We start from the raw sequence: 23,805 nt of genomic DNA on the forward strand, positions 1-23,805 counted from the left end.
GGCAGAGAGCGCGCGTTGCAATAAAATTATTGTTATTTTACTTCCAGGTGCCACTGCTGAATCTTGCCTGTCTAAAGCTGTATTGGCGGAAAGGATGAGAAGCAGAAAGTCCGCTGAGTAGGCGCTCAGCTAGAATTGAGTTGCACGAGGCATACGCAAAGTGCAACTCATCCTGCTCGCTTCGAGTAGTCTATAGCAGTGACTCGTCTGCGTAATAATCGCCCTCAGCAGTCTCTGATGCTGCTTCGGCAAGCATAATTCTTGTTTTCTTTTTGTGGCTCAGATTCAAAAAACTGTTTCGCGGCCAATTATACCTTACGTACGCATCGACGATGCTCAGCCTCAATCTTAAACCAAGGTCCCAGCCTTTGAAAAAGCTGACGCTTGCTAAGTGTGGCAGAAGAAAATCTATTGTCTTTTGGCTAAGATCGGAGTCAATTATTCTTGAGTGCAAAGTATCAAAAAAACGCTCAATAACGCTTAGTCCTGAGTTGTGCCCTGTGTGTAAGGCGAGAGCTGTAAAAAATGCGGCGATTGCCTCCTCTTTTTTACTTGGCAGGTTTGGGTTTAATGCAGCTATAGCGCTTATCCATGGAGTACATCCGGCCTTCAGCACTTCAGGCGAAAGCCAGTCCAACGCGTTAATGCATTCAAGGATTACGTCTGGAGTTGATGCCGCCTCGAGAACATTTTCATCCAGCAAGAGATAATTGCGCTTGAGCAATTCAGCCATCCAAATGCTGATACGTGTGATGCCAAACTCAGATGCCTTTCTAAGGACTGCGATAGCAGTTGCTTGTGGGGCAAGAGCAAATAAAGTGATAATAAGTTCTTTGCTCTCGCGAGAAAGCAGCGCCCCCATAAGTTCTGTCAAGGAGTTTGAGCTGGTGGCAATAAGTGGAAGAACGTAAATTAAATCTTCATCGCTCAGGTGGTTGATGGCCCGCTCTGTCACAAGGCTCGGTTTGTATTTGCAGAAGAACCTTACAATGCTACCCGATGAGTTCTCAATGATCCAGGCTTGAGACGATGTGGGGATATCATTTATTAGCAAGTCCTGGATTGCTAAGCTGGTAGGAGTATTCGATGTTATAGCTAGTTCGGCTATCTTAATCATTTCAACCGAGCTTCTAGGGTCAAGGTTGGCAATGCGAATTAGGCCTGTTGCATTCAGTGTGGGCAGAATACAAGTTGGATCATCTGATAGTAAGCTAAGTATTAGCCCGGGTTGCGCACTTGGAATTAGATCGCCATTTACTAAATCTTCTTTAAGCTTTTTGGCATCCTCTGCTGACGGAAAAGCTTTTGCGAGTATTAGCAGAATCCTGTTAGTCGTGTCCTCTTCTTGCTTCTTGTCAAGTAATTTTATCTCAACTAGAGGCCTGAACGATGCCTTTTGTTTTTTTACGTCAGCTCCGTATTTTCGGAGGAAAGATCGTAATTCTCTGTCGCGGCTATCAACTATATCTTGCTGTGCAGCGCGCACCCAGGTCTGCAGTGTAGGGGCTGCAGATAATCTTTCAGCTGAAGAGGCTAATGAGGTGGTTATATCCATCCGGATAGAGTTGGTGCCAGCAGTGCCTCTAGTCAAGGCGGTTTGGAATTTAAAATTTCGCCGCAGTCGCGGCCACTGTTGCGACCAGACAGAAAATAATGGTGAGACTAATTCTCCCGGTGCAGTAGTTTTTATGACTGCTTCTTTCTGGGCGTAAATCTTAAATATTAAGTCTGCAATTATCTCGCTGTTAGGTTGACTGTGCTGCGCTCGTTGATTGTTCGGCGACATCTCAATTGCATGCTTGTATCGCTCTGTGTCAAGAATGTTTTTCGGTCGGCTGGCCAAACTCTGCAAGTCAGATAAGTCTTCGAAAAGCTCAAGGATTTTAGGGTCAAGCAGCAATGCATGAGTCCAAACACACCCAGGTCTCGACATCTCTGGTGCGGGCCAAGTGCGTAATAGTGCGTATCTCTTTAAAGAAGGAAGAGGTAAGCCTGTCCAATACCCATCGCCATTGCCAAAGATCGTACCAGGAGCTACGTCGCTTAGCTCTGTTAGGAGTGGGGCATCAGGTCCTAGGGGTAAGGAACTGGCTAGCAGCCTGTGTCCACCATCATAACCAAACAAAGCTTGATCTATTATCATACTGCCGCCGACATTAGCCAGACTAAAGGGCTAGTCAAGTCATGTTCGTTGGCCTCAATGTCTGGACCAACAATCTGAATCCGTTTACTAGGTGTAATATATGAAATTTTGTCTACAGCGGCATCATCATCAAGCTTAACGCCCTGCGCCGATAGTCCGTACACTCTATGCTCGAACAACTCGGGATTTGATCTCAAAAATTGATCAACTAGCGGCATATTTGTTGCTAGCCAGTTTTCCGGAGTCAAATGCTGATCTCTAGCGAGATCCCAAGCTGAAATCATCAGCGCTAGGCGCCTGCGCCGATATGTAAAGGGCGGCCTGATGAAGTCACTCAAGAGCTGAACTATTTTGACTTGTGCGGGAGCATATTTTGGTTCCCACTCAGGGTGTTTAATTGTTTGAGTCGCTGCTGGCTGAGCTTTATCGGCATGGTCAGCATCAGCATCAGCATCAGCATCCGTTTCTGGCATCCTAGAATTTAGCTCATTAATTGTTAGGCCATCCTCTTTAAGATTGGCCGTCACAAAGAAAAGAACACCGTCATCGGCAGTGGCTTGCTCGATGAATTCAGGGCGACATTTTCGCTCTTCTACCTGAAGTTCAAAGGTCTCGCCTGCTAAGTCTGGAAACATGGCAGTTCCGCGCGCACCACTTTCGCGGTCTTTTAAGTAAATAGTGACATCAGTGTTGCCGACCTGCGATGTACGAGGTACTTCCTTAAATGTACGCCATGCTGTGGAAATTAGCCTCAGATAGACCAAGTCACCTCTGTAGCCATCCATGGTCAGACGGCAGTCTGTTTCCTGAGACTCGATAAGGTGCCATAGAGCTGCCAGGAAGGTAGTTTTACCAGAGGCAGGGAGACCCATGATGACGAAATTGGCGTTCAATTCGAGGTCCTTCTGAGTGCTAATTTGTCGAACTCGCTTACTAGAGCTGGAATCTTCAGTCTGGTACCAGAAGCCATCACTTTAGGCTGTAGCCAAGATCTAAGCAACTCCGCAACACCGTGTGCAGGATTCATCCGCCGCTTCGGATCCCTTGCAGCCACGTGGTGTGTTGAAAGGTGGTATCTATTATCTATTATCTTTCGGATGCTTTCTTCAAAATCGACGAGTGCCTCAAGTGCTTTTGGGTTGCTGTCTCCCTGTAATAAGTCAAATTTTGTTGTTACCAGTTGTATGCGGGCTTCTACTTGAATGCACTCCGATTCGATAAGCGCCCTTGCGATATTTCGGATTGACGCAAAAACCTCAGCTCGCTCACGTGGATTGCATGCCCGCTCGCCATCAATTATCAGGACAATAATTTGGCACTTGGTAATTTCCAGTAAATCCGAAGCTAGCTCCGGCTTATCACGAATGTCTTTGTAGATTTCTCCGGCACGCTCGGAAATAAGCAGGTCATGCTTTTTTAGATTGGAGAGGAGGTCCGCAACCTGTAGATGGAAGAAGCTAAGGCCTTCTTGAGCTGATGTTCTTGGTGTGTCCGGAGTCTCAAGGCCTGACTCGGATCTGGATTGAAAGCTCTTTTCTTCAAAGCCCATTAAGCTGAGGCTGTGAGAAAACATCAAATCTGCAAATCGGCCCTTGAGGAATTGCGCATAGATCTCTGAGACTAATGTGGTTTTGCCACCGTTTCTCTCACCAATAATTGCTACAATAGATGCGCGCCGCCAGCGTAGTAACGCATCTGCGTCGTCCACAGACAGTAAAGCGGCCTGGGGCAGTTCGCGTAAAGGATTGAGGCTCTGGGAAACCTCTTCCGGAGACTGTTCAAATACGTCTAGATCTTCGTCTAATTCATCTATGTCGTCTAATGGCTCAGTCACAGGAATTGCCCCAGTAAGTGCTCGCAGTAGATCTGTTCAGCAAGCTCGAGTGGCTCAAGCGTCAGTGTAGCGCTCAAGCCTGTTTTTTCTTGGAACAGGTTGCCCCATGCACCAACACCTAAAGTCCGTGCTAGCTCAATCGCTGTTGCGATTGGTGCGATGCGAGCTGGCAGTTTAGAGTGATTTATATTTAGTTGTTGCAAGTCGTTTTTAGAGAAACTGTCGAGTACTTTACTGAGCTCAGTGGTCTGAGCACCCTTTGGACGTTTCGATAGACTCAGCACTCGCTCTAACATTGCTGAGGCTGCAACTGGTCCATAATAAGAGGTTGTTAGTGTGCCGAGGTCAATGGAGCTTGCGACTGCGGCCTGATGAGGACTTAGTGTGCTGAAGCTTCTTTTCAGTGACGAGCTATAGCCACCGAATATCCACCAAAGCATCTGAGACTCTTCTCTCAGGTACTCATTTTCGTCTTTGAGCGCTACTATGGCTTTAGTCGCTTGAGTCGACATGTTAGACATTGATTGTTGGCTTTCCGTGCGGATTTTTCCGAGGATTGCAATCAAGTTTGCCCAATCATTTTCAGGTAAGGCTGCAACCTCTTCTTTGAGCTTTAATGTGTGCGTGCTATTGACTTTTGCTTCAAAATCCACCGGCTTTCTATCTTCGACCGAAAGATTTATGCGCTTTTGTTTCGCAAGTTGAAGGAGCCAGTCATAGTCTACCGGGCCGCGCAGGCCTGCCGCAGCACCAGATATCAAGGCGAGTATGGCTACAGGCTTCTCGGCCTCCACTAAATCACTCAGTACTAGAGCGGACAGGAGAACTGTCTCGTTCTCATTATTGATTAAGCTGAAGCTCTGATCATTTTTTTGAAATTCATCTCTAAACCAAGAGAAATCGAAATCATGTATTCCATAGTACCTCCCGACCAATCCAAATATTTGATCGTTTGTGATGTTGTCTACAATTCGTTTGGCTGGCTCTTGGCGAGATGCAATTAGAGTCGGGTTGGGAGCTAGCCCAGCAGAAGCGTAGCGGTCAGCGAATGTCATATTAGTCATTTCTTTCCCTGTTGTTTATCTTTCTGATTCAATCACTGCATGCTTAAGAAGCTCTAGCTGCCCACGCTCGTGAGCTCTAATGATCACTTGCCGAAAGCGCTCGTGGTCTGGAAGTGACATGTCTTCGGATTCGAGAAGTTGAAGTCTTCCCGCGATTTCAGATTTTTTACTAAACGAAAGCCTGTAAAAACGCAGCGCAACATCACGCATGGTGGTGAGGGCCGGTTGATCCTCTTCCGAGGGAGTCGCTCCATCTGTCATTGAAGAAGCCAATGAGGAATGTGCAACGGTTGTTAGTGGCCTAGGTTGGGTCGGTGCACACCAGTTTTCTAAGGGGATAGTCAACTCAAAGGTATCTGAGTCACCTCGATCTCTCTTTGCAATGAACCCCCCAGGCGCTGTTTGCCATACTCTAACATGCGCTTTGATGCGAAGTTCTCTAGATGTATTTTCACCATTAACAGACACGCGGATAAAATTGTACCCAGGTTCCCATGCGGTTTCGCCACGCTCAGGTTGCGTAGCGCTTGCAGTTAGGCGTATATGGTCTCGGTGCAGGTCGATTCGATTGGTGTGCACATGGCCGAATATTTGTATAGGCGCCACATCATTTAGGTGGTCCTCCAATTCGCGGTCTTGTCGAAGCCATGTCAGATGGTGGTGGGCCATTACGAGATTGGTAACGCCTGGTTCGCGAGTGATCTGAAAGCTAGCACTATCGACGAACATATCTCTCTGCCTATCCTGGCTGCTGGATACCAAGGCAGTATTCAGTCCCCAAAGCCGTAATATTGAGCCGTCGTTAAGGGTAAGGTCACGACTTGTTCGAGTTCGGTCAGGTGGTAGTAAGTTACAGAAAAATTGCCCTGCGAACTGATTGTAGTTGTCTAAGCCACCATATAGTAGTCTGGCCTCGTCGCGATTCGTGAGCTGCTTTGATATTTGGTCAAGTGGATCTTGAGAATTTTTGATTTGGTTGTGAAGAAGCTGAACCAAATTCTGGTCGGCATAGGTGCGTAAGACATCATGGTTCCCAGGGACGACAAATATCGACTTCATATCGCAGCCGGCTACATCGCATAGCCTGGTAAGCCAACCTGTAGCATATTCATACTCCTCAGGTGCGGCGGCGAATGCGATATCTCCAGAGATGATAATGGCATCAACTGCGCCGAGTTTAACGCGTTGCTGGCCTACATCTCTTAGTAGTTCGTTGCGCAGATGGAAATTTGGATCTTGGGCTGTACCGATTTCAGATTTCCTGAAATGGATATCGGAAAGATGAAGCAATAGCATAAGGCCACTCCTTGGTTTTCCGTATGCTAGCGAATCCTTACTGCGCTGAGAATCCCGAAATCCTGTTTCTTTCGACTACGGTGACTCACCTCATGCAGAGCATCAGCTTGGCGAGAAATGACTCGGTCGGAGTATCATCGTTACTGGCAGCTTGCGCGTTCGAAAATGGAGCAATGTTGACAATTTTAGACTCAACAATGTCCTCATCGGATAACCTGGACCACGTTCATCCCGACCGATGACATGGCAGCGGCGTTGATTGCGCAGAAGGTGATCGACAAGCAGCCCACCAGCCAGCGCGACCTGGCTCTGGTGCAGCAGGCGTTCAACCAGTGGCATGCAGAGAGCGGGCGGCCGCTGTGCCAGTTGTCGGTGATGCTGGCGCATACCGTCAACCATTGAGTTTTGTGGTGCTCCCATTCGCGGGCACGCCCGCTCCCACAGGAATCGCACCGCACTTAAGGCCTGTGCAGTACCTGTGGGAGCGGGCGTGCCCGCGAAAAGTCTAACTGCCTTCGCCCGCCATGCGCCGCTCATGCTGGAACTTCCAGCGCACGTACAGTAGCCCGGCAATGAACAGCCCCAGGCTCACCAGCACTTCAAGCCAGCCGAATACCGCCCGCGACGGGTCGAACGCTGCCAGCACGCCCTTGATGAAATAGATATTCACCACGAAGCAGGTCCAGGCATGCGCCCGGGCGCTGCCTTTCAGCATGCCGGGCAACAGCAACAGCAACGGCACCAGTTCGATCGCCAGGATCACCTCGACCCGGGCCCCATGCAGGTTGGCGAACCACAGGTTGTTCACCACCAGCAGGGCGATCAGGCCGAAGAAGCATGCCAGGCTCAATGCCCGCGTCAGGCGCAGGCGTGGTACCAGCCATTGGACCGGCGGCAATGCCTTGGGCTTTCTAGCCACGCGCCGCCTCCAGGGCCTTGGCCGTGGTCGCCAGGCGTTGGCCCAGGGCACGGCACAGGGCGATTTCGTGCGGGTCGAGTTCGCGCTTGCCATCGGCGCCTGCGTGGTGGCTGGCGCCATAAGGCGTGCCGCCGCCACGGGTCTCGAGCAGTGCCGACTCGCTGTAGGGCAGGCCCATCACCAACATGCCGTGGTGCATCAGCGGCAGCATCATCGACAGCAGGGTGGTTTCCTGGCCGCCGTGCAGGCTGGAGGTGGAGGTGAACACGCCAGCCGGCTTGCCGACCAGCTCACCACCTAGCCAAAGGCTGCTGGTGCCATCGAGGAAATACTTGAGTGGCGCTGCCATGTTGCCGAACCGGGTCGGGCTGCCCAGTACCAGGCCAGCGCAGTGGCGCAGGTCGTCAAGGGTGGCGTACAGCGCGCCACTGGACGGAATATCCGGGGCCACCGCTTCGCATTCGGTGGAAATCGCCGGCACCGTACGCAGGCGTGCCTCCATGCCGGCCAGCTCGATACCGCGGGCGATGTGCCGGGCCATTTCGCTGGTCGCGCCATGGCGGCTGTAATACAGCACCAGGATGTAGGGCGCGCTCACGGCAGGATCTCCAGCACTTTTTCCGGCGGGCGACCGACCACGGCCTTGTCACCGGCAACCAGGATCGGCCGCTCGATCAGCTTGGGGTGCTGGGCCATGGCCTCGATCAGTTGCGCGTCGGTCAGTGCCGGGTCGGCCAGGTTCAGCGTTTTGTATTCGTCCTCGCCGCTGCGCAGCAATTGGCGCGGGGCGATCCCCAGCTTGCCGAGCAGGGCCTTGAGGGTGACCGCGTCGGGCGGGGTTTCCAGGTAGCGCACGATGGTCGGGGCCAAGCCGCGGGCCTCGAGCAGTTCCAGGGCGCCGCGGGATTTCGAGCAGCGCGGGTTATGATAGAGCGTGAGATCAGTCATGTCGGGTCGCATCCAGCTGGGTGTGGCGGCTATTCTAACCGCAGCGACTGACCAATTTGCTTTAAAACTCGAGAAGGATTGACCCATGGCAAGGCGTCTGGCAGCAGTACTGGCCATCACCGCGAGCCTGTTGCTCGGTGGTTGCGGTGCCGATTACGGCGTGGACCAACACGGTAATACGGTTAAGGCCGAACAGATCGAAGGGCACTGGCTGGTGCTCAACTACTGGGCTGAATGGTGCGGACCGTGCCGTACCGAAATCCCGGAACTGAATGCGGCGGCCAAGCAATGGGCGGCTGAGGGCATCAAGGTGGTGGGGGTGAACTTCGACGGTTTGCAGGGGCCGGACCTGAAGCAGGCTGCCGAAACCCTGGGTATCGGTTTCACCGTGCTTGCCCAGGACCCGGCCGAGCGCTATGACCTGCCGCGCAGCGAGGCCTTGCCGGTGACCTACATCATCGACGACAAGGGCAAGGTGCGTGAGCAGTTGATGGGCGAGCAGACCCTGGAAGGGTTGCAGGCCAAGATCAAGGCCCTGAAAGGCGCCTGATGCCGGCGGGGCCGCTTTCGCGGCCCTTCGCGGACATGCCCGCTCTCACTGGGGGGACAATCCAAACTGTGGGAGCGGGCGCGCCCGCGAAGGGTCGCAAAGCGGCCACGGCAATCCTCAGCCTTCCTCAGGCCAGAAGCGCAGCGGCTTGCCTTCGGCCGGCCAGAAGCGCATCTGCTCCACCGGTGACACATCCCAACGCTCTACCGTTTCCAGCGCCTGCAGGAAGCGTTTTTCCTGTTCCATCAGCGCGGGTGCGCACAGCTTGCGGGTCTTGCCGACCTTGCCGAAGCTCAGGTGCTCGCCATCGAGCGTGTAAGGCGCAAACCAGTGGTTGCAGCCGCCGTTGCCATAGGCACGGCCGTCGCTGGCCAGGGTCAAGGTCAGGTGGCTGTAGTCGATCAGTGGTCGTTCGCCAATCCACTCCAGCACGTAGCTGCGTTCCTGCTGCAGCCGGGAAGGTTGCGTGGCGCAGCCGAGCAGGCCGGTTGCAATCAGCACGCCGGTCAGCAGATTCTTCACTCGGCGCTCTCCTGGCAACGCGGGCACAGGTGTTTTTCGCCACGGCTGGCCCAGCCCAGCGCTGCGATACGGGCGCTGGCAGCCGGTTGACGAGCTGCCTTGCCGAGCTTGGCGTCTACTGCGAACTCGAAGCCCAGCACCGCATCGCAGCGATCACACTCGACCTGCCAGGTGAGGATTTCCAGCTCGTTGAACACCGGGCCGCTCGCCACGGCAACCCACTGGCCGCGTGGGTTGATCAGGTGGCGCACGCTTTCCACGGTCAGGCGCATGGACAAATCCTTGCTGCCCTTGAGCGTGACCAGCAGGCTGTCGCCTTTTTGCATCGAACCGCCGTTGCCCGTGACCTGGTAGCGGCCCGGCACCAAAGCGCGGCACTCGATCAGGGTGTGTTGCGGGTTGAAAAGGGTGTAGCGAAAATCGTGTTCGACCATGGGTCCTCCAGAAATGCCGCGTATCCTAGCATTAACCCATCACCAGGTTCTGTGGATTGCCTGCCGCCCAGCGGTTGATGTTGTCCAGTGTGGTCGCGGCAATGGCATCCAGCGCCTCGCGGGTGAGGAAAGCCTGGTGGGCGGTGATGATCACGTTGGGGAAGGTCAGCAGCCGAGCCAGCACATCGTCTTGCAAGGGCAGGTCGGAGCGGTCTTCGAAGAACAGTTGGGCTTCTTCCTCGTAGACGTCCAGGCCCAGGTAGCCAAGCTGGCCGCTTTTCAGTGCGTCAATCAGCGCCGGGGTGTCGACCAGCGCACCGCGACCGGTGTTGATCAGCATGGCGCCGGGCTGCAACTGGGCCAGGCTTTGCGCGTTGATCAGGTGGCGAGTGTGTTCGGTCAGCGGGCAGTGCAGGCTGATGATGCGGGCTTCGCGCAACAGCTCGGGCAGGGGCATGTAGCGGGCGCCAAGGGCCAGCAGCTCTGGGTTGGGGTAGGGGTCGTACGCCAGCAGCTGGCAGCCGAAACCGGCCATGATGCGAGCGAAGGCGGCCCCGATCTGGCCGGTACCGACCACCCCGACGGTTTTGCCGTGCAGGTCGAAGCCGGTCAGCCCGTGCAGGGTGAAGTCACCTTCGCGGGTGCGGTTGTAGGCCCGATGCAGGCGCCGGTTGAGTGCCAGGATGAGCGCCACGGCGTGCTCGGCAACGGCGTGTGGCGAGTAGGCCGGCACCCGCACCACGGCCAGGCCCAAGCGCTGGGCTGCGGCCAGGTCGACGTGGTTGTAGCCGGCCGAGCGCAGGGCGATCAACCGCGTGCCCGCAGCGGCCAGGCGCTGCAGCACCGGCGCGTCGAGTTCGTCATTGATGAAGGCGCAGACCACCTCAAAGCCCTCTGCCAGGGCGGCGGTGTCGAGGGTCAGGCGGGCGGGCTGGAAATGCAGCTCCAAGGGGGTGCCGCTGGCAGCCTTGGTGAAGCTTTCCTGATCGTAGTGCTGGCTGCTGAACAACAGGGCGCGCATGGTGGAACTCCTTTGCAATGCATGTCTTGGGTGGGGCGCTGCCTGTCAAGGCATACCCAGCGTGGTCCAGAGCCACTCAAGCGCTCAATCTGGCCTGTGCCGCCAGGCGGCTGATCGCGCTGTCTAGTTCATCCAGGGCCTGCTGCGCCTGCGGATTGTCCTGCTTCAGCAAGGTCTCGCTGCGTTGGCACGCTGCCCGTAACTGCGGTACGCCACAATAGCGTGAGGCGCCGTTCAGGCGGTGTACTTGCTCGATCAGGCCATTGCGGTCATCGGCTGCGCGGGCGGCGCGTATGGCTTCGCGGTCCGTATCCAGGGAGGCCAGCAGCATGCTCAGCATGTCAGCCGCCAGATCTGCCTTGCCAGCGGCCAGGCGCAGGCCCTCTTCGGGGTCGAGTACCTTCAGTTCGTCGCCATTGGTCAGTAGCTCGGCCTGCGCCTGCTGCGGTGTGCCCAGGCTCAGGCCGGTCCACTTCATCACCACCTGGGCCAGTTGCCGTTCGCTGATGGGTTTGGTCAGGTAGTCGTCCATGCCGCTGTGCAATAACGCGCGCTTTTCGTTGGCCATGGCATGGGCAGTGAGGGCGACGATCGGCAGCGGGTTGCCACTCTGGGTGTTTTCCCACAGGCGGATCTGTTCAGTACAGGCGCGGCCGTCCATGCCGGGCATCTGCACATCCATCAGCACCAGGTCGAACAACTCCTCCTGCACGGCCTGTACCGCCGCATAGCCATTGTTGACGGCCAGTACCTCGGCACCCAAGTCTTCGAGCAGGGTTTTTACCAGCAGCAGGTTGGCGGCATTGTCGTCGACGCAGAGTATTTTCGGTCGTCGCTGGCCGTTGGCGTTGCTCACCTCGGCCAGCGGACGGCGAGGTTGTACCAGCTCCAGCAAGAGGCGCCGCAGCTTGCGGGTGCAGGTCGGCTTGGACAGCAACTGGCCGTGGCCGTTGGGCAGGTAAGGGTGGTACAGCGCCTGCTCGGTGGTCGGGCATAGCACCACGCATTGGCAGTGGTAACGCTCGAGCTGCTGATGATAATGGCCCAGTTGCTCGGGCGACAGGTTACCCAGGTTGGCCCCTAGCACCGCGAACTCGAAGGGCAGGCCGGCCTGGCTGGCGGCCTGCACCCCCTGCAGCAACTGGTCGTAGGAGGCGAACAGGCTCACGCTGAGGCCGCAGTCTTCCAGCTGGTGCTCCAGTGCCTGGCGCGCCAGTTCGTGGCCATCGACAATGGCGGCACGGCGGCCCAGCAATGGCTGCGGTGGCAGCGCTTCGGCATCGTCATGAGCCTTGGGCAGGTTGAGGCTGATCCAGAACTGCGAACCTTCGCCCGGGGTACTGTCGACACCGATCTCGCCGCCCATCTGTTCGATCAGGCGCTTGGAAATCACCAGCCCCAGTCCGGTGCCACCGGGCTGGCGAGCCAGTGAGTTGTCAGCCTGGCTGAAGGCCTGGAACAGTGTGCGCACATCCTGGGGTGACAGGCCGATGCCGGTGTCCTGCACGCTGATGCGCAACTGCGCGCAGTCTTCGTGCTCGTCTTCCAGCATGGCGCGTACGACGATGGTGCCTTCGCGGGTGAACTTGATGGCGTTGCTGACCAGGTTGGTGAGGATCTGCTTGAGCCGCAACGGGTCGCCCACCAGCGAAGCAGGCGTGTCGCGGTAGATCAGGCTCAGCAATTCCAGCTGCTTGGCGTGGGCGGCCGGAGCGAGGATGGTCAGGGTGTCCTGGATCAGGTCCCGCAGGTTGAACGGTATGCTGTCGAGCACCAGCTTGCCGGCTTCGATCTTGGAGAAATCGAGGATCTCGTTGATGATGCCCAGCAGGTTGTCAGCAGACTTCTCGATGGTGTTCAGGTAATCGAGCTGGCGCGGTGTCATCTCGCTTTTTTGCAGCAGGTGGGTAAAGCCGAGGATGCCATTGAGCGGGGTGCGGATTTCGTGGCTCATGTTGGCCAGGAACTCCGACTTGATGCGGCTGGCCTCAAGTGCCTCTTTGCGCGCCATGTCCAGCTCGATGTTCTGGATTTCGATGGTTTCCAGGTTCTGGCGCACGTCTTCGGTGGCCTGGTCGATGCTGTGTTGCAGTTCTTCGTGGGCGTTTTGCAGGGTTTCGGCCATGCGGTTGATGCCGTGGGCCAGTTCGTCCAGTTCATGGCTGCCCATGGTCGGCAGGCGTTCTTCGAGGTGGCCGTCCTTGAGCTGATTGACCGCGTGCTTGATGCGTTCGATAGGGTCGTTGATGGTGCGGCTCATGCGCAGCGCCAACAGGCCGCTGAGTGCCAGGCAGGCGAGGATCAGCAACAGGCTGGTAAACAGGTTGCGGTAGCCGCGCAGCAGCGTGCCGTCGTGCGACAGCTCGATCTCTACCCAGCCCAGCAGGCGCTCGGCTTCGGCCGGCACGGCGTCGGTGGCCAGGTCGCGGTGGTGGCCGAACACGGGCATCAGGTAGCGGGTGGCGTCGTTGCCACTGCGCTGCAGGAGTTGGGTGCCGGTACCGCCGCTGGGCGGCAGGTTGAGCATGCTCGGGCCGGCGTGGGCCAGGCGCGTGCGGTCCGGGGCCAGAAACGCCACTGCGCGCACATCGGCCTGCTCCAGGGTTTGTGCGGCAACTCTCTCCAGTTGCGCAGGCGCAAGCCGGGCCATGGCGGGTGCGGCCAGGGGCGCCAGTTGTTCGGCGATCATCTTGCCGCGCTGCAGCAGCTGGGTGCGCAGGTCGTTCTGTTGCAGCCAGGTGAAATAGCTACCCAGCACCAGGGCCATCAAGCCGGCCGGTAGCAGTGCCAGCAGCAGTACCCGGCTGCGGATTCCCAAGCGATCGAGCACACTTGCCTCCTCTGATGTGCCTGGATGCCGTCAAGTGGTAACGGCCAAGCCGCGAAGTTACTCCGCCTGCCGCACCATTGCATCTCTTTAGTACGTGTTATGCGCCGTTGCCGGGGCATTGGTCGCAGTGCGGTTGCCTGGCAGGTGGCGAATGCTCAATAATCGCGTAATTGAGAATGCATGGCAGTTGCCAATGAATCCTGTATCTATTTACAACACCAACATCCTTGCCATCGAGGACGACCCGGTGCTTGGCGCCTATCTGCAGGAAGAGCTGCAGCGTGGCGGCTGCCAGGTCACCTGGTGCCGCAATGGCCTGGAGGGCCTGGAAACGGCGGGCCGCCAGGCTTTCGATGTTGTGCTCATGGACATCCTGCTGCCCGGGCTTGATGGGCTGGACGCCTTGGCGCAGTTGCGCAGGCACAGCGCTACACCGGTGATCATGATGTCGGCGCTGGGGGCCGAGGCGGATCGTATCAGCGGCTTTCAGCGCGGCGCCGACGATTACCTGCCCAAGCCATTCAGCATGGCCGAGTTGCAGGTGCGCATCGAGGCGATTCTGCGCCGCGTGGCCCTGGAGCGGCGGCATCAGGGCCCGCTGGAGCAAGCCGGCTGCGGCGAGTTGCAGTTCGACGAGGGGCTGTGTGACGTGCGCCTGAATAGCCGCCTGGCAGGCCTGACCCCCAGCGAATACCGCCTGCTGGATATCCTCAACCGCAACCTCGACGAAGTCCTCAGCAAGCCGTTCCTGTACCAGCATGTGTTGCAGCGCGGCTATTCACGGCATGACCGCAGCCTGGACATGCACGTCAGCCAGATCCGTCGCAAGCTCAAGGGTATCGGTTTTCACGAACGGCAGATCCGCACCGTGTGGGGCAAGGGTTACGTGCTCAGTGCCAGCGAGGCGGAGTGAACCATGCTCGACCGCCATTCGCTGTTCTGGAAGCTGGCCATCTTGCTGGTGGGCTTCTGCCTGCTGATGATCGGCCTCAGTTATACCTGGGGCCGGCACATGGAAACCCAGAATGCCTTCCTCTCGGAGCCGGCACGGCAGACCTTGCGGGGTTATGCCGCCGAAGCTGAGCAGGCCTGGCGCAGCGGCGGGCGGGAAGGGCTGGACCAGTGGGTGGCGGCCATGCATCAGCGCGAACGGGGCTGGGTCGGCGTGCTCGACATCAACCTGCGCCCGCTCGACAACGCCACGCTCAACCCACAGATCATGCAGCGTCTGACACGCCTGCGCGGTGTCGATTGGCCGATGAGTCGGCGCAGCGTCGACCAGCCGTGGGTGCGCATACCGTTCCCGGGGGCGCCGGAGCAGGGCATGCTGGTGATCGAACTGCCGCAGCGCTTCAATCCGGGCCAGCACCGCTTGCTGTGGCGCATTGTCACCAACGGCATCATCCCGGGGCTGTTCACCTTGCTGTTGTGTGTAGGCCTGTACCGCATGCTGATCGTGCCGCTGAACCAACTTCGCGAGCAGGCCAATGCCTGGCGGGCCGATCAGCTGTCGGCCCGCCTGGACTCGCGCACCATCGCCCGGCATGACGAATTGGGCGAACTGGCGCGTGCCTTTGACCAGATGGCCGAGCGGCTGCAAGGCACGGTGGCCATGCAGCAGCAGTTGCTGCGCGACCTGTCCCACGAAATGCGCACGCCGCTGAGCCGGCTGCGGGTGGCCTGCGATGGTGAAACCGACCTGCAGCGTCTGCGTGATCGCCTGATCCGTGAAGTGGACTGCATGCAGCAACTGGTCGAAGACACCCTGCAACTGGCCTGGCAGGACGCCGAGCGTGCGCCGATGAACCTTGAGCCGATCGAGGTCCACGCCTTGTGGGAGTTGCTGGCCGAAAATGCCAGCTACGAGAGCGGCTGGTCGCCTGCGCAACTGCGCTGCGAAGTACCGGCCGACTGCTGGGTGCAGGGCAACCTCAACCACCTGGCCCAGGCGCTGGAGAACATGTTGCGCAATGCCATTCGCCACTCGCCGGCCGAGGGGGTGGTGCGGTTGGGTGGGCAGCGTGAGGGTAACTATTGGTGGTTGTGGCTTGAGGATGAGGGTGGCGGTGTCGCTGAAGAAGACCTGGAACGGATTTTCGCGCCATTCTCGCGGTTGGACGGTTCGCGGCCCGGGGATGGTGGCTTCGGCCTGGGGCTGAGCATCGCCCGCAGTGCCATCCAGCGCCAGGGCGGCACCTTGTGGGCGCAGAATGGCAAACGCGGGTTGCGTTTGTGGATGAGGTTGCCGTTGCATGTGCCGGCCGCTTCGCGGGTAAACCCGCTCCTGCAGGCTAGCGAATCCCTGTAGGAGCGGGTTTACCCGCGAAGAGGCCAGCACATGCCGCACCGTTATAGCTTGTAGCTATATGCACTACAGATTGCGTGATATGGCCGCGAAGGGTTTGCCGGTATGATAGGCACCCCCGCCGTCCGGATTGCGAAATACGCCATGACCGTGCAGTACCCAACCATCGCCGATTGCGTCGGCAATACGCCACTGGTTCGCCTGCAGCGCATCGCTGGCGAAACCAGCAATACCCTCCTGCTCAAGCTCGAAGGTAACAATCCTGCCGGCTCGGTGAAAGACCGCCCGGCACTGTCGATGATCGCTCGCGCCGAACTGCGCGGCCAGATCAAGCCAGGCGATACCCTGATCGAAGCCACCTCCGGCAACACCGGCATCGCCCTGGCGATGGCGGCGGCGATCAAGGGCTACAAGATGATCCTGATCATGCCTGACAACTCCACCGCCGAGCGCAAGGCCGCCATGACGGCCTATGGCGCCGAGCTGATCCTGGTGACCAAGGAGGAGGGGATGGAAGGCGCCCGTGACCTGGCCGAGAAGCTGCAGGCCGAAGGCCGTGGCCTGGTGCTCGACCAGTTCGCCAACGGCGACAACCCGATCGCCCACTACAACAGCACCGGCCCGGAGATCTGGCAGCAGACCCAGGGCACCATTACCCATTTCGTCAGCTCCATGGGGACCACCGGTACCATCATGGGCTGCTCGCAGTACCTCAAGGAACAGAACCCCGCGGTGCAGATCATCGGCCTGCAACCGATGGAGGGCTCGGCTATTCCGGGCATTCGCCGCTGGCCCGAGGAATACCTGCCGAAAATCTTCGATGCCACCCGCGTCGACCGCGTGGTCGACATGTCGCAGCAGGAAGCCGAGGACACCACCCGTCGCCTTGCGCGTGAAGAGGGCATTTTCTGCGGCGTGTCTTCTGGTGGTGCGGTTGCGGCCATGTTGCGCCTGTCCCGCGAAGTGGAAAATGCGGTCATGGTTGCGATCATTTGCGACCGCGGCGACCGTTATCTGTCCACTGGCCTGTTTGATCCACGCTAAATGTCCAAGAAAAAAAGCAACAGCGGCCTGCGCTTCCAGCCGGCCGGCGGCAATCGCACCCCCCAGGTCCCAGTGGGCAAGAAGCAGCGCCTGGACATCGAGCGCCTGGCCGGTGACGGCCGTGGCATTGCCTTCCTCGACGGGCGTACCTGGTTCGTCAGTGGCGCCTTGGCCGGTGAGGCCGTGGAGGCGCGGGTGCTCAACGCCCGTGGCAAAGTGGTCGAGGCACGCCTGGAGCGGTTGCTGCAGGCGGCGCCCGAGCGCCGTGAGGCGCCATGTCGCTACTACGACCGCTGCGGTGGCTGCAACCTGCAGCACCTGCCGCACGAAGCGCAACTGGCGCTGAAGCAGCGCACCCTCGCCGAGCAGTTGCAGCGGGTGGCCGGCGTGCAACCCGAAGCGTGGGCTGCCCCCCTGAGCGGGCCGGAATTCGGCTACCGGCGCCGCGCCCGTGTGGCCGTGCGCTGGGACGTCAAGGCGCGTCAGCTGGAGGTGGGCTTCCGCGCCGAAGCCAGCCAGGACATCATTGCCATCGACGATTGTGCAGTGCTGGTACAACCCTTGCAGTCCATTTTGCGCCACTTGCCGACGGTGCTGCGTTCGTTGAGCAAGCCGCAGGCGCTGGGCCATGTAGAGCTGTTCAGTGGCACCGCCGAGGCGGTTCTGGTGCGCCACGTTGCGCCGTTGCCGGCTGAGGACCAGGCCAGGTTGCAAGCGTTCTGCGAGCAGGCCAACGCCCAGCTATGGCTGCAGGGCGAAGGTGAGCCGGCGCCCGTGGACCCAGCGGCGCAGTTGGGCTTTGCCCTGGCACCTTGGCAGCTGGAGCTGGCCTGGCGCCCGGGCGATTTCGTGCAGGTGAATGCCCAGGTCAATACGGCGATGATCGAGCAGGCTTTGGCCTGGCTCGCGCCACAAGCCGACGAGCGTGTGCTGGACTTGTTCTGCGGTCTGGGCAACTTTGCCCTGCCGCTGGCCCGCCAGGCGCGGGAGGTGGTGGCAGTGGAAGGTGTACAGGCCATGGTCGATCGGGCCGCGGCCAATGCCCGGAACAACAATGTGCATAACGCACGGTTTTTTCAGGCCGATTTATCGCAGCCTTTGGCAGGCACCGGATGGGCCGCCGAGGGCTTTTCTGCGGTACTCTTGGATCCACCGCGCGACGGTGCTTTCGAGGTGGTGCAAGGCATCGCCCGCCTCAAGGCCAGCAGGCTGGTCTACGTATCGTGCAACCCGGCCACGCTGGCGAGAGACGCCCAAGTGCTGGTCGGCCAGGGGTACCGGTTAAAAAGGGCCGGGATTCTCGACATGTTTCCTCAGACGGCGCATGTCGAGGCCATGGCGTTATTCGAAGCGGGCTAGCTGACTGGCCCCTTGGTGCGGTTGCCACGGAAGGGCGGCCGCACGGTGATCGCCAGCACACCCGTATGGTGTGCTGCATGGAAAGGTAAAACAAAGATGGTACAGGTGAGAGTGCACCAGCCGGTCAACACCGACGGCAGTATCAATCTCGAAGCATGGTTGGACCATGTGGTAAGCGTCGATTCGGCACTGGATCGCGCAGCGCTGAAAGAAGCCTGCGAGTTTGCTCTTGAGGTAGAGAAAAAGGGCAACCCGGCCAAGCATTCCTGGGCGGATGGTACGTCCAGCTTCCAGGCAGGCCTGGAAATCGCCGAAATTCTTGCTGACCTCAAGCTCGACCAGGACTCTCTGGTGGCTGCGGTCATCTACCGCTCGGTGCGCGAGGGCAAGGTCACCCTCGCCGAGGTCAGCCAGCGGTTTGGCCCGGTGGTGTCCAAGCTGATCGACGGCGTGCTGCGCATGGCCGCCATCAGTGCCAGCCTCAGCCCACGACAGTCGCTGGTGCTGGGCTCGCAGGCGCAGGTCGAGAACCTGCGCAAGATGCTGGTGGCCATGGTCGACGACGTGCGCGTGGCGCTGATCAAGCTGGCCGAACGCACGTGCGCAATCCGGGCGGTCAAGTCCGCCGATGACGAGAAACGCCTGCGTGTCGCGCGTGAAGTGTTCGACATCTACGCGCCGCTCGCGCACCGCCTGGGTATCGGTCACATCAAGTGGGAGCTGGAAGACCTGTCCTTCCGCTACCTGGAGCCCGACCAGTACAAGCAGATCGCCAAGCTGTTGCATGAGCGGCGGCTGGACCGCGAGCGCTTCATCAGCGACGTGATGAACCAGTTGCAGAACGAGTTGCTCGCCACTGGCGTAAATGCCGACATCAGCGGTCGGGCGAAACATATCTATTCGATCTGGCGCAAGATGCAGCGCAAAGGCCTGGAGTTCAGCCAGATCTACGACGTGCGTGCGGTGCGCGTGCTGGTGCCGGAAATCCGCGACTGCTACACCGCGCTGGGCATCGTGCACACCTTGTGGCGGCATATTCCCAAGGAGTTCGACGACTACATTGCCAACCCCAAGGAGAACGGCTACCGCTCGTTGCACACTGCGGTAATCGGCCCCGAGGGCAAGGTGCTGGAGGTGCAGATCCGCACCCACGGCATGCATGAAGAGGCCGAACTTGGGGTATGCGCCCACTGGCGCTACAAGGGCACCGACGTCAAGCCCAGCTCCAACCACTACGAAGAAAAGATTTCCTGGTTGCGCCAGGTGCTGGAATGGCACGAAGAGCTGGGCGACATCGGTGGCCTGGCCGAGCAGTTGCGGGTCGACATCGAGCCTGACCGGGTTTATGTGTTCACCCCCGACGGCCACGCCATCGACCTGCCCAAAGGCGCCACGCCACTGGACTTTGCCTACCGCGTGCACACCGAGATCGGCCACAACTGCCGCGGCGCGAAGATCAACGGCCGTATCGTGCCGCTGAACTACAGCCTGCAGACTGGCGAGCAGGTGGAGATCATCACCAGCAAGCACGGCAACCCCAGCCGTGACTGGTTGAACTCCAACCTGGGCTACGTGACCACCTCGCGGGCGCGGGCCAAGATCGTCCACTGGTTCAAATTGCAGGCCCGCGACCAGAACGTTGCTGCCGGCAAGACCTTGCTTGAGCGCGAGCTCAGTCGTCTGGGCCTGCCGCAGGTTGATTTCGAACGCCTGGCCGAGAAGACCAACGTCAAGACCGCCGAGGACATGTTTGCCGCGCTCGGTGCTGGCGACCTGCGCCTGGCTCATCTGGTCAACGCTGCCCAGCAGTTGCTGGAGCCTGAGCGTATCGAACAGATCGAACTGGTGCCGCGCAAGCCTACCGGGCCGCGTACCGGCAAGCGTGGCGACATTCAGATCCAGGGTGTCGGCAACCTGCTGACACAGATGGCCGGCTGCTGCCAGCCGCTACCGGGCGATGCCATTGTCGGTTACATCACCCAGGGCCGTGGCGTGAGCATTCATCGCCAGGACTGCGCCTCGGTACTGCAGCTGGCGGGCAAGGAGCCAGAGCGCATGATCCAGGTGAGCTGGGGGCCGATCCCGGTGCAGACCTACCCGGTCGACATCGTCATCCGTGCCTACGACCGCCCGGGCCTGCTGCGCGATGTGTCGCAGGTGCTGCTGAACGAGAAGATCAACGTGCTGGCGGTGAACACCCGTTCAAACAAGGAAGACAACACCGCGCTGATGTCGCTGACCATCGAGATTCCAGGCCTGGACGCGCTGGGGCGCCTGCTGGGGCGGATCTCGCAGTTGCCGAACATCATCGAGACGCGGCGTAATCGTACCCCTTGAGACCGGGGCGCCAGCTTCGCGGGCTTGCCCGCTCCCACAGGATGGATGCAGGTTTCGAAATCTGCACCGTACCTGTGGGAGCGGGCAAGCCCGCGAAGAAGCCACCACCGAAGGACCTGCCTGTATGACCTACACCCTTGACGACCTGCTGCACCTCATGGCCCGCCTGCGCGACCCGCAGTACGGCTGCCCGTGGGACCTGAAGCAGAACTACGCCAGCATCGTCCCGCACACTATCGAAGAGGCCTACGAGGTCGCTGACACCATTGAGCGTGGTGATTTCGAGCACTTGCAAGGCGAGCTGGGCGACTTGCTGTTCCAGGTGGTCTACTACAGCCAGCTGGCCCGCGAAGAAGGGCGTTTCGAGTTCGATGGCGTGGTTGACAGCATCACCCGCAAACTCATCCGCCGCCACCCGCACGTATTCCCCACTGGCGAGCTGTACGCGCCGGTGGACACGCCCAGCCTGAACGAAGCCCAGGTCAAGTCGCGCTGGGAAGAAATCAAGGCCGAAGAGCGCGCGGAGAAGAGCCAGCCCGAACAGCTGTCGCTGCTTGATGACGTGCCGGCAACCTTGCCGGCGCTGTCGCGGGCAGCCAAACTGCAAAAACGTGCGGCCACGGTCGGTTTCGACTGGCCGGCGGCGTTGCCGGTGCTGGACAAGGTCCGCGAAGAGCTGGATGAAGTGCTGCAGGCCATGGCCGACGGCGACGCCGATGCGCTGGAAGATGAAGTCGGCGACTTGCTGTTTGCTGCGGTCAACCTGGCCCGCCACCTCAAGCAAGACCCAGAGCATGCGCTGCGCCGCGCCAATCGCAAGTTCGAACGACGTTTCCGTTTTATCGAACAGGCATTGCGCGACAGTGGCCGCCCCATTGAAGATTGTGACCTTGACGAGCTGGATGCCCTTTGGGGGGAAGCCAAACGTCAGGAAAAGAACCTGCCCAGCTGCGGCTGAGCTGTTGCATAAGTGAGTGAATATTCATGAGCCTTTCCCTTCGCGACCAATTGCTCAAAGCCGGTCTGGTCAACCAGAAACAGGTCTCGCAGACCAACAAAGCTGAAAAGAAACAGAAGCGCATGGAGCACAAAGGCCAGGTCGAAGTCGACGACAGCCAGCAGCGCATGGCCAAGGAAGCCATGGCTGAAAAAGCCCGGCGTGACCAGGAACTGAACCGCCAGCAGCAGGAAAAGGCCGAGCAGAAGGCCCGTGCCGCGCAGGTCAAGCAACTGATCGAGGCCACTCGCCTGCCCAAGCTGAGCACCGAGGATTACTACAACTTCGTCGACGACAAGAAGGTCAAGCGCATTGCCGTCAACGCCCTGATGCGTACCAAGCTGAGCAACGGCGCGCTGGCCGTGGTAGCCCATGCCGGTGGTTACGAGGTTATCCCCCGTGAGGCCGCCCTGAAGATCCAGGAGCGCGACCCTGGCCGTATTCTGCTGCTCAACAGCCATGTCGAGGAAACGGACGAAGACGACCCGTACGCGGCTTACAAGATCCCTGATGATCTGATGTGGTAAACACGAAAACCTCGCCTTGGCGTTAATGCGGTTATTCAAGATCGCAGGGCCGCTCTGCGGCCCTTTCGCTGCACACGGTCGCTCCCGCGGCCATCGTGACACGCGCGTTCTCAAGAGGGCGCTGGCTTTACCCGAAAGGGTTCGCCGCTCACTGAACCGGCGCGGTTAGTCACTTGCACTATCGTCTTGGTTCCCTCCGTTCGTCGGACATTTCCTAGGGTTCCGGCACAACGGCTAGCCTCCAGCTTAGCGTCAGGGATAGCGCTGAACATTCGGTCCAGGAAGGGCCACTACGCCTCGTCGTCCCGACGCTTTATCTGCTGAGGAGACGACAATGAAAATAACCCTGAAACGGTTGGCGTGCCTGGGTGCGAGCTTCACCAGTGCGTTCGCCATGGCCGATGCGGCCAGTCCGCCGGTGCTGTCACCTGCGATTCCCTTCGATGTCACCGCCAATCCCCCCTTCACCCTGGACAACCTGCAACACGATTTCGACGTGCTGTCGTGGCAAACCTTCGTCGCCCTGAACTGGCCCGCCAACGCCGACGGCAGTGCCAACACCTCGGCGAAGATCGGCGCGCCCGGCAAGACGGTGTGGGAATCGTGGAAAGAAAGCTACGAGATCTTCCTGCCCAAGGGTCAGAAGCCCGTCGCCTGGGACCAGCAGGCGCCAGTGCCCGCGGCCTGCCAAGGCAAGGGTGACTTGCCGGTGCTGCAACAGATGGGCAAGGTCGCCGGCGTGCTCGATGAGTTCATCCAGCCGTTCAAGACCGGCCCGCTGGTTGACCAAAGCGGCACCTACACGCGCAACGCCATCATGGTCAACCAGCCGATGTTTGATGACATCGTCAACAATGGCCTGTACAGCAAGGAGGGCCAGCAAGCGTTCCTGAGCAAGGCCGACAACCGCATCGCTTTCGCCTGCGGTTCGCAAAAGGCCCAGCAGGTCGGTGCGATCATGGTCAAGTCGGCCTGGAAAGTGCTCGATGGCAGCGACAACCCGCAGGAGTTCCACGCCGTCGACGCGCTGGTCTACACCCCCGGCAACGCCGACCCGAACAAGGGGGCAGTGATCCCCGAATCGTGCAATGCGCAGAAGGTCGGGCTGGTAGGCCTGCACATCGTGCACAAGACCGAGGGCGCACCGCAGTGGGTATGGTCGACGTTCGAGCACGTGCGCAACGTGCCGGAAAAGACCACGCCAGTGAACGAGCGCAAAGGGCCCTACCTGTTCTACGACGCCCAGGCCAGCGACCGCCCGGTGAACGAGCCGCCCGCGCCACCGTGGGACCCGTCGAAGAAGGCCATCCCCTCGCAGATCGTGCGTGAAATTCCCATCACCGCCGCCACCCAACAGCTCAACGCGCAGTGGCAAGGCGCGCTCAAGGGCACGGTGTGGGCCAACTACCACCTGATCAGCACCCAGTGGCCCACCGACCCGGCCGATGACTGCCAGGTGCCGTCGCCGACCAACCCGCTAGGTACGCCTGCGCCGAACTTCCTGGCCAACGCCACCCTGGAGACCTACAACCAGGGCACCACCCCGCAGGCCTCGTCCAGCTGCATGGAGTGCCACAACAACGCGACCACCCGCGTGACCCAGTCGCCACGCACCAGCTTCGCCGATTTCACTTTCCTGCTTGAACGTGCCCAATCCACCGGCGCCAAGGAGTGA

The 23,805-nt window shown here is 59.2% G+C and carries 21 protein-coding genes and 1 pseudogene; 10 read left to right on the top strand and 12 right to left on the bottom strand.

The features are described from left to right. Positions 1-190 precede the first annotated feature (190 nt). From ACF8Q6_RS18460 to ACF8Q6_RS18480, 5 genes are read right to left on the bottom strand one after another with little or no spacing between them, the layout of a single operon-like run. Entirely contained in the window at positions 191-2,143 is a 1,953-nt protein-coding gene (locus ACF8Q6_RS18460; RefSeq protein ID WP_392493051.1) for a hypothetical protein, read from the bottom strand. Continuing rightward, complete coding sequence (locus ACF8Q6_RS18465; RefSeq protein WP_392493049.1) at positions 2,140-3,036, bottom strand: hypothetical protein; 897 nt, start codon at positions 3,034-3,036, stop codon at positions 2,140-2,142. The genes ACF8Q6_RS18460 and ACF8Q6_RS18465 overlap by 4 nt, the downstream gene beginning before the upstream one ends. Continuing rightward, positions 3,033-3,977: a hypothetical protein gene (locus ACF8Q6_RS18470; RefSeq protein WP_392493047.1), complete on the bottom strand. Its 945-nt coding sequence runs from the start codon at positions 3,975-3,977 to the stop codon at positions 3,033-3,035. The genes ACF8Q6_RS18465 and ACF8Q6_RS18470 overlap by 4 nt, the downstream gene beginning before the upstream one ends. Next, entirely contained in the window at positions 3,974-5,032 is a 1,059-nt protein-coding gene (locus ACF8Q6_RS18475; RefSeq protein WP_392493045.1) for a GTPase-associated system all-helical protein GASH, read from the bottom strand. The genes ACF8Q6_RS18470 and ACF8Q6_RS18475 overlap by 4 nt, the downstream gene beginning before the upstream one ends. A 24-nt stretch (positions 5,033-5,056) precedes the next feature. Then, positions 5,057-6,337 carry a metallophosphoesterase gene (locus ACF8Q6_RS18480; RefSeq protein WP_392493044.1) on the bottom strand — a complete coding sequence of 427 codons (1,281 nt, stop codon included), beginning with the start codon at positions 6,335-6,337 and terminating at the stop codon, positions 5,057-5,059. 222 nt (positions 6,338-6,559) lie between these two features. On the opposite strand from ACF8Q6_RS18480, the pseudogene ACF8Q6_RS18485 reads away from it, so the two are divergent. After that, positions 6,560-6,739 (top strand): annotated as a pseudogene (locus ACF8Q6_RS18485) (DNA-3-methyladenine glycosylase I); the annotation flags it as partial. Between the two features lie 103 nt (positions 6,740-6,842). Here ACF8Q6_RS18485 and ACF8Q6_RS18490 read toward each other — a convergent pair. Genes ACF8Q6_RS18490 through arsC form a run of 3 tightly spaced genes read right to left on the bottom strand, consistent with a single transcriptional unit; the run spans position 6,843 to position 8,204 of the window. Then, positions 6,843-7,256: a DUF2069 domain-containing protein gene (locus ACF8Q6_RS18490; protein ID WP_003252389.1), complete on the bottom strand. Its 414-nt coding sequence runs from the start codon at positions 7,254-7,256 to the stop codon at positions 6,843-6,845. Beyond that, positions 7,249-7,854 (bottom strand): NAD(P)H:quinone oxidoreductase, encoded by a 606-nt coding sequence (wrbA, locus tag ACF8Q6_RS18495; protein ID WP_392492593.1) that lies wholly within the window; start codon positions 7,852-7,854, stop codon positions 7,249-7,251. Before wrbA ends, ACF8Q6_RS18490 begins: the two co-directional genes overlap by 8 nt. Next, a complete protein-coding gene (arsC, locus tag ACF8Q6_RS18500; RefSeq protein WP_004575340.1) occupies positions 7,851-8,204 on the bottom strand; it encodes an arsenate reductase (glutaredoxin) in 354 nt (117 codons plus the stop codon). Before arsC ends, wrbA begins: the two co-directional genes overlap by 4 nt. A gap of 85 nt (positions 8,205-8,289) precedes the next feature. On the opposite strand from arsC, the gene ACF8Q6_RS18505 reads away from it, so the two are divergent. Beyond that, positions 8,290-8,754 carry a peroxiredoxin family protein gene (locus ACF8Q6_RS18505; RefSeq protein WP_012053466.1) on the top strand — a complete coding sequence of 155 codons (465 nt, stop codon included), beginning with the start codon at positions 8,290-8,292 and terminating at the stop codon, positions 8,752-8,754. A gap of 117 nt (positions 8,755-8,871) precedes the next feature. On the opposite strand, the gene ACF8Q6_RS18510 is transcribed toward ACF8Q6_RS18505, so the two are convergent. The 4 genes from ACF8Q6_RS18510 to ACF8Q6_RS18525 all read right to left on the bottom strand — a co-directional run bounded on the left by ACF8Q6_RS18510 (position 8,872) and on the right by ACF8Q6_RS18525 (position 13,561). Continuing rightward, positions 8,872-9,276: an META domain-containing protein gene (locus ACF8Q6_RS18510; protein ID WP_047603354.1), complete on the bottom strand. Its 405-nt coding sequence runs from the start codon at positions 9,274-9,276 to the stop codon at positions 8,872-8,874. Then, positions 9,273-9,710, bottom strand: coding sequence for a hypothetical protein (locus tag ACF8Q6_RS18515; protein ID WP_108191557.1), 438 nt, complete (start codon positions 9,708-9,710; stop codon positions 9,273-9,275). The genes ACF8Q6_RS18510 and ACF8Q6_RS18515 overlap by 4 nt, the downstream gene beginning before the upstream one ends. 31 nt (positions 9,711-9,741) lie before the next feature. Next, positions 9,742-10,731 (bottom strand): 2-hydroxyacid dehydrogenase, encoded by a 990-nt coding sequence (locus ACF8Q6_RS18520; protein WP_392492591.1) that lies wholly within the window; start codon positions 10,729-10,731, stop codon positions 9,742-9,744. 76 nt (positions 10,732-10,807) lie between these two features. Next, positions 10,808-13,561, bottom strand: a complete 2,754-nt coding sequence (locus ACF8Q6_RS18525) for a response regulator (RefSeq protein WP_392492590.1) — start codon at positions 13,559-13,561, stop codon at positions 10,808-10,810. A gap of 193 nt (positions 13,562-13,754) precedes the next feature. Between ACF8Q6_RS18525 and ACF8Q6_RS18530 the strand changes: the two genes are divergently transcribed. The 8 genes from ACF8Q6_RS18530 (at position 13,755) to ACF8Q6_RS18565 (ending at position 23,805) form a co-directional block, all read left to right on the top strand. Beyond that, positions 13,755-14,474: a response regulator transcription factor gene (locus tag ACF8Q6_RS18530; protein WP_392492589.1), complete on the top strand. Its 720-nt coding sequence runs from the start codon at positions 13,755-13,757 to the stop codon at positions 14,472-14,474. A 3-nt stretch (positions 14,475-14,477) separates the two neighbouring features. Further along, positions 14,478-15,869, top strand: a complete 1,392-nt coding sequence (locus ACF8Q6_RS18535; RefSeq protein ID WP_392499246.1) for a histidine kinase sensor domain-containing protein — start codon at positions 14,478-14,480, stop codon at positions 15,867-15,869. A 141-nt stretch (positions 15,870-16,010) separates the two neighbouring features. Then, positions 16,011-16,910, top strand: a complete 900-nt coding sequence (gene cysM / locus ACF8Q6_RS18540) for a cysteine synthase CysM (RefSeq protein ID WP_003252416.1) — start codon at positions 16,011-16,013, stop codon at positions 16,908-16,910. Beyond that, positions 16,911-18,269 carry a 23S rRNA (uracil(1939)-C(5))-methyltransferase RlmD gene (gene rlmD / locus ACF8Q6_RS18545; RefSeq protein WP_012053460.1) on the top strand — a complete coding sequence of 453 codons (1,359 nt, stop codon included), beginning with the start codon at positions 16,911-16,913 and terminating at the stop codon, positions 18,267-18,269. Between the two features lie 96 nt (positions 18,270-18,365). Beyond that, the gene (gene relA / locus ACF8Q6_RS18550) at positions 18,366-20,606 is read left to right on the top strand and encodes a GTP diphosphokinase (protein ID WP_019436749.1); all 2,241 of its coding nucleotides are present in this window, start codon (positions 18,366-18,368) and stop codon (positions 20,604-20,606) included. 124 nt (positions 20,607-20,730) lie between these two features. Beyond that, positions 20,731-21,564, top strand: coding sequence for a nucleoside triphosphate pyrophosphohydrolase (gene mazG / locus ACF8Q6_RS18555; RefSeq protein ID WP_392491078.1), 834 nt, complete (start codon positions 20,731-20,733; stop codon positions 21,562-21,564). 26 nt (positions 21,565-21,590) lie between these two features. Beyond that, entirely contained in the window at positions 21,591-22,130 is a 540-nt protein-coding gene (locus tag ACF8Q6_RS18560) for a DUF2058 domain-containing protein (RefSeq protein WP_003252424.1), read from the top strand. A gap of 334 nt (positions 22,131-22,464) precedes the next feature. Further along, positions 22,465-23,805, top strand: a complete 1,341-nt coding sequence (locus tag ACF8Q6_RS18565; RefSeq protein ID WP_392491077.1) for a cytochrome C — start codon at positions 22,465-22,467, stop codon at positions 23,803-23,805.

The organism is Pseudomonas sp. GLN_2, from assembly GCF_043106005.1.
Classification (GTDB): Bacteria; Pseudomonadota; Gammaproteobacteria; order Pseudomonadales; family Pseudomonadaceae; genus Aquipseudomonas; species Aquipseudomonas alloputida.

What these genes read in the sequence shown, in the direction of transcription:
- ACF8Q6_RS18460 (WP_392493051.1), bottom strand. Translation starts at nt 2,143, where the DNA reads ATGATAATAGATCAAGCTTTGTTTGGTTATGATGGTGGACACAGGCTG.
- ACF8Q6_RS18475 (WP_392493045.1), bottom strand. Translation starts at nt 5,032, where the DNA reads ATGACATTCGCTGACCGCTACGCTTCTGCTGGGCTAGCTCCCAACCCG.
- ACF8Q6_RS18480 (WP_392493044.1), bottom strand. Translation starts at nt 6,337, where the DNA reads ATGCTATTGCTTCATCTTTCCGATATCCATTTCAGGAAATCTGAAATC.
- arsC (WP_004575340.1), bottom strand. Translation starts at nt 8,204, where the DNA reads ATGACTGATCTCACGCTCTATCATAACCCGCGCTGCTCGAAATCCCGC.
- ACF8Q6_RS18505 (WP_012053466.1), top strand. Translation starts at nt 8,290, where the DNA reads ATGGCAAGGCGTCTGGCAGCAGTACTGGCCATCACCGCGAGCCTGTTG.
- ACF8Q6_RS18515 (WP_108191557.1), bottom strand. Translation starts at nt 9,710, where the DNA reads ATGGTCGAACACGATTTTCGCTACACCCTTTTCAACCCGCAACACACC.
- ACF8Q6_RS18520 (WP_392492591.1), bottom strand. Translation starts at nt 10,731, where the DNA reads ATGCGCGCCCTGTTGTTCAGCAGCCAGCACTACGATCAGGAAAGCTTC.
- ACF8Q6_RS18530 (WP_392492589.1), top strand. Translation starts at nt 13,755, where the DNA reads ATGAATCCTGTATCTATTTACAACACCAACATCCTTGCCATCGAGGAC.
- ACF8Q6_RS18535 (WP_392499246.1), top strand. Translation starts at nt 14,478, where the DNA reads ATGCTCGACCGCCATTCGCTGTTCTGGAAGCTGGCCATCTTGCTGGTG.
- cysM (WP_003252416.1), top strand. Translation starts at nt 16,011, where the DNA reads ATGACCGTGCAGTACCCAACCATCGCCGATTGCGTCGGCAATACGCCA.
- rlmD (WP_012053460.1), top strand. Translation starts at nt 16,911, where the DNA reads ATGTCCAAGAAAAAAAGCAACAGCGGCCTGCGCTTCCAGCCGGCCGGC.
- relA (WP_019436749.1), top strand. Translation starts at nt 18,366, where the DNA reads ATGGTACAGGTGAGAGTGCACCAGCCGGTCAACACCGACGGCAGTATC.
- mazG (WP_392491078.1), top strand. Translation starts at nt 20,731, where the DNA reads ATGACCTACACCCTTGACGACCTGCTGCACCTCATGGCCCGCCTGCGC.
- ACF8Q6_RS18560 (WP_003252424.1), top strand. Translation starts at nt 21,591, where the DNA reads ATGAGCCTTTCCCTTCGCGACCAATTGCTCAAAGCCGGTCTGGTCAAC.
- ACF8Q6_RS18565 (WP_392491077.1), top strand. Translation starts at nt 22,465, where the DNA reads ATGAAAATAACCCTGAAACGGTTGGCGTGCCTGGGTGCGAGCTTCACC.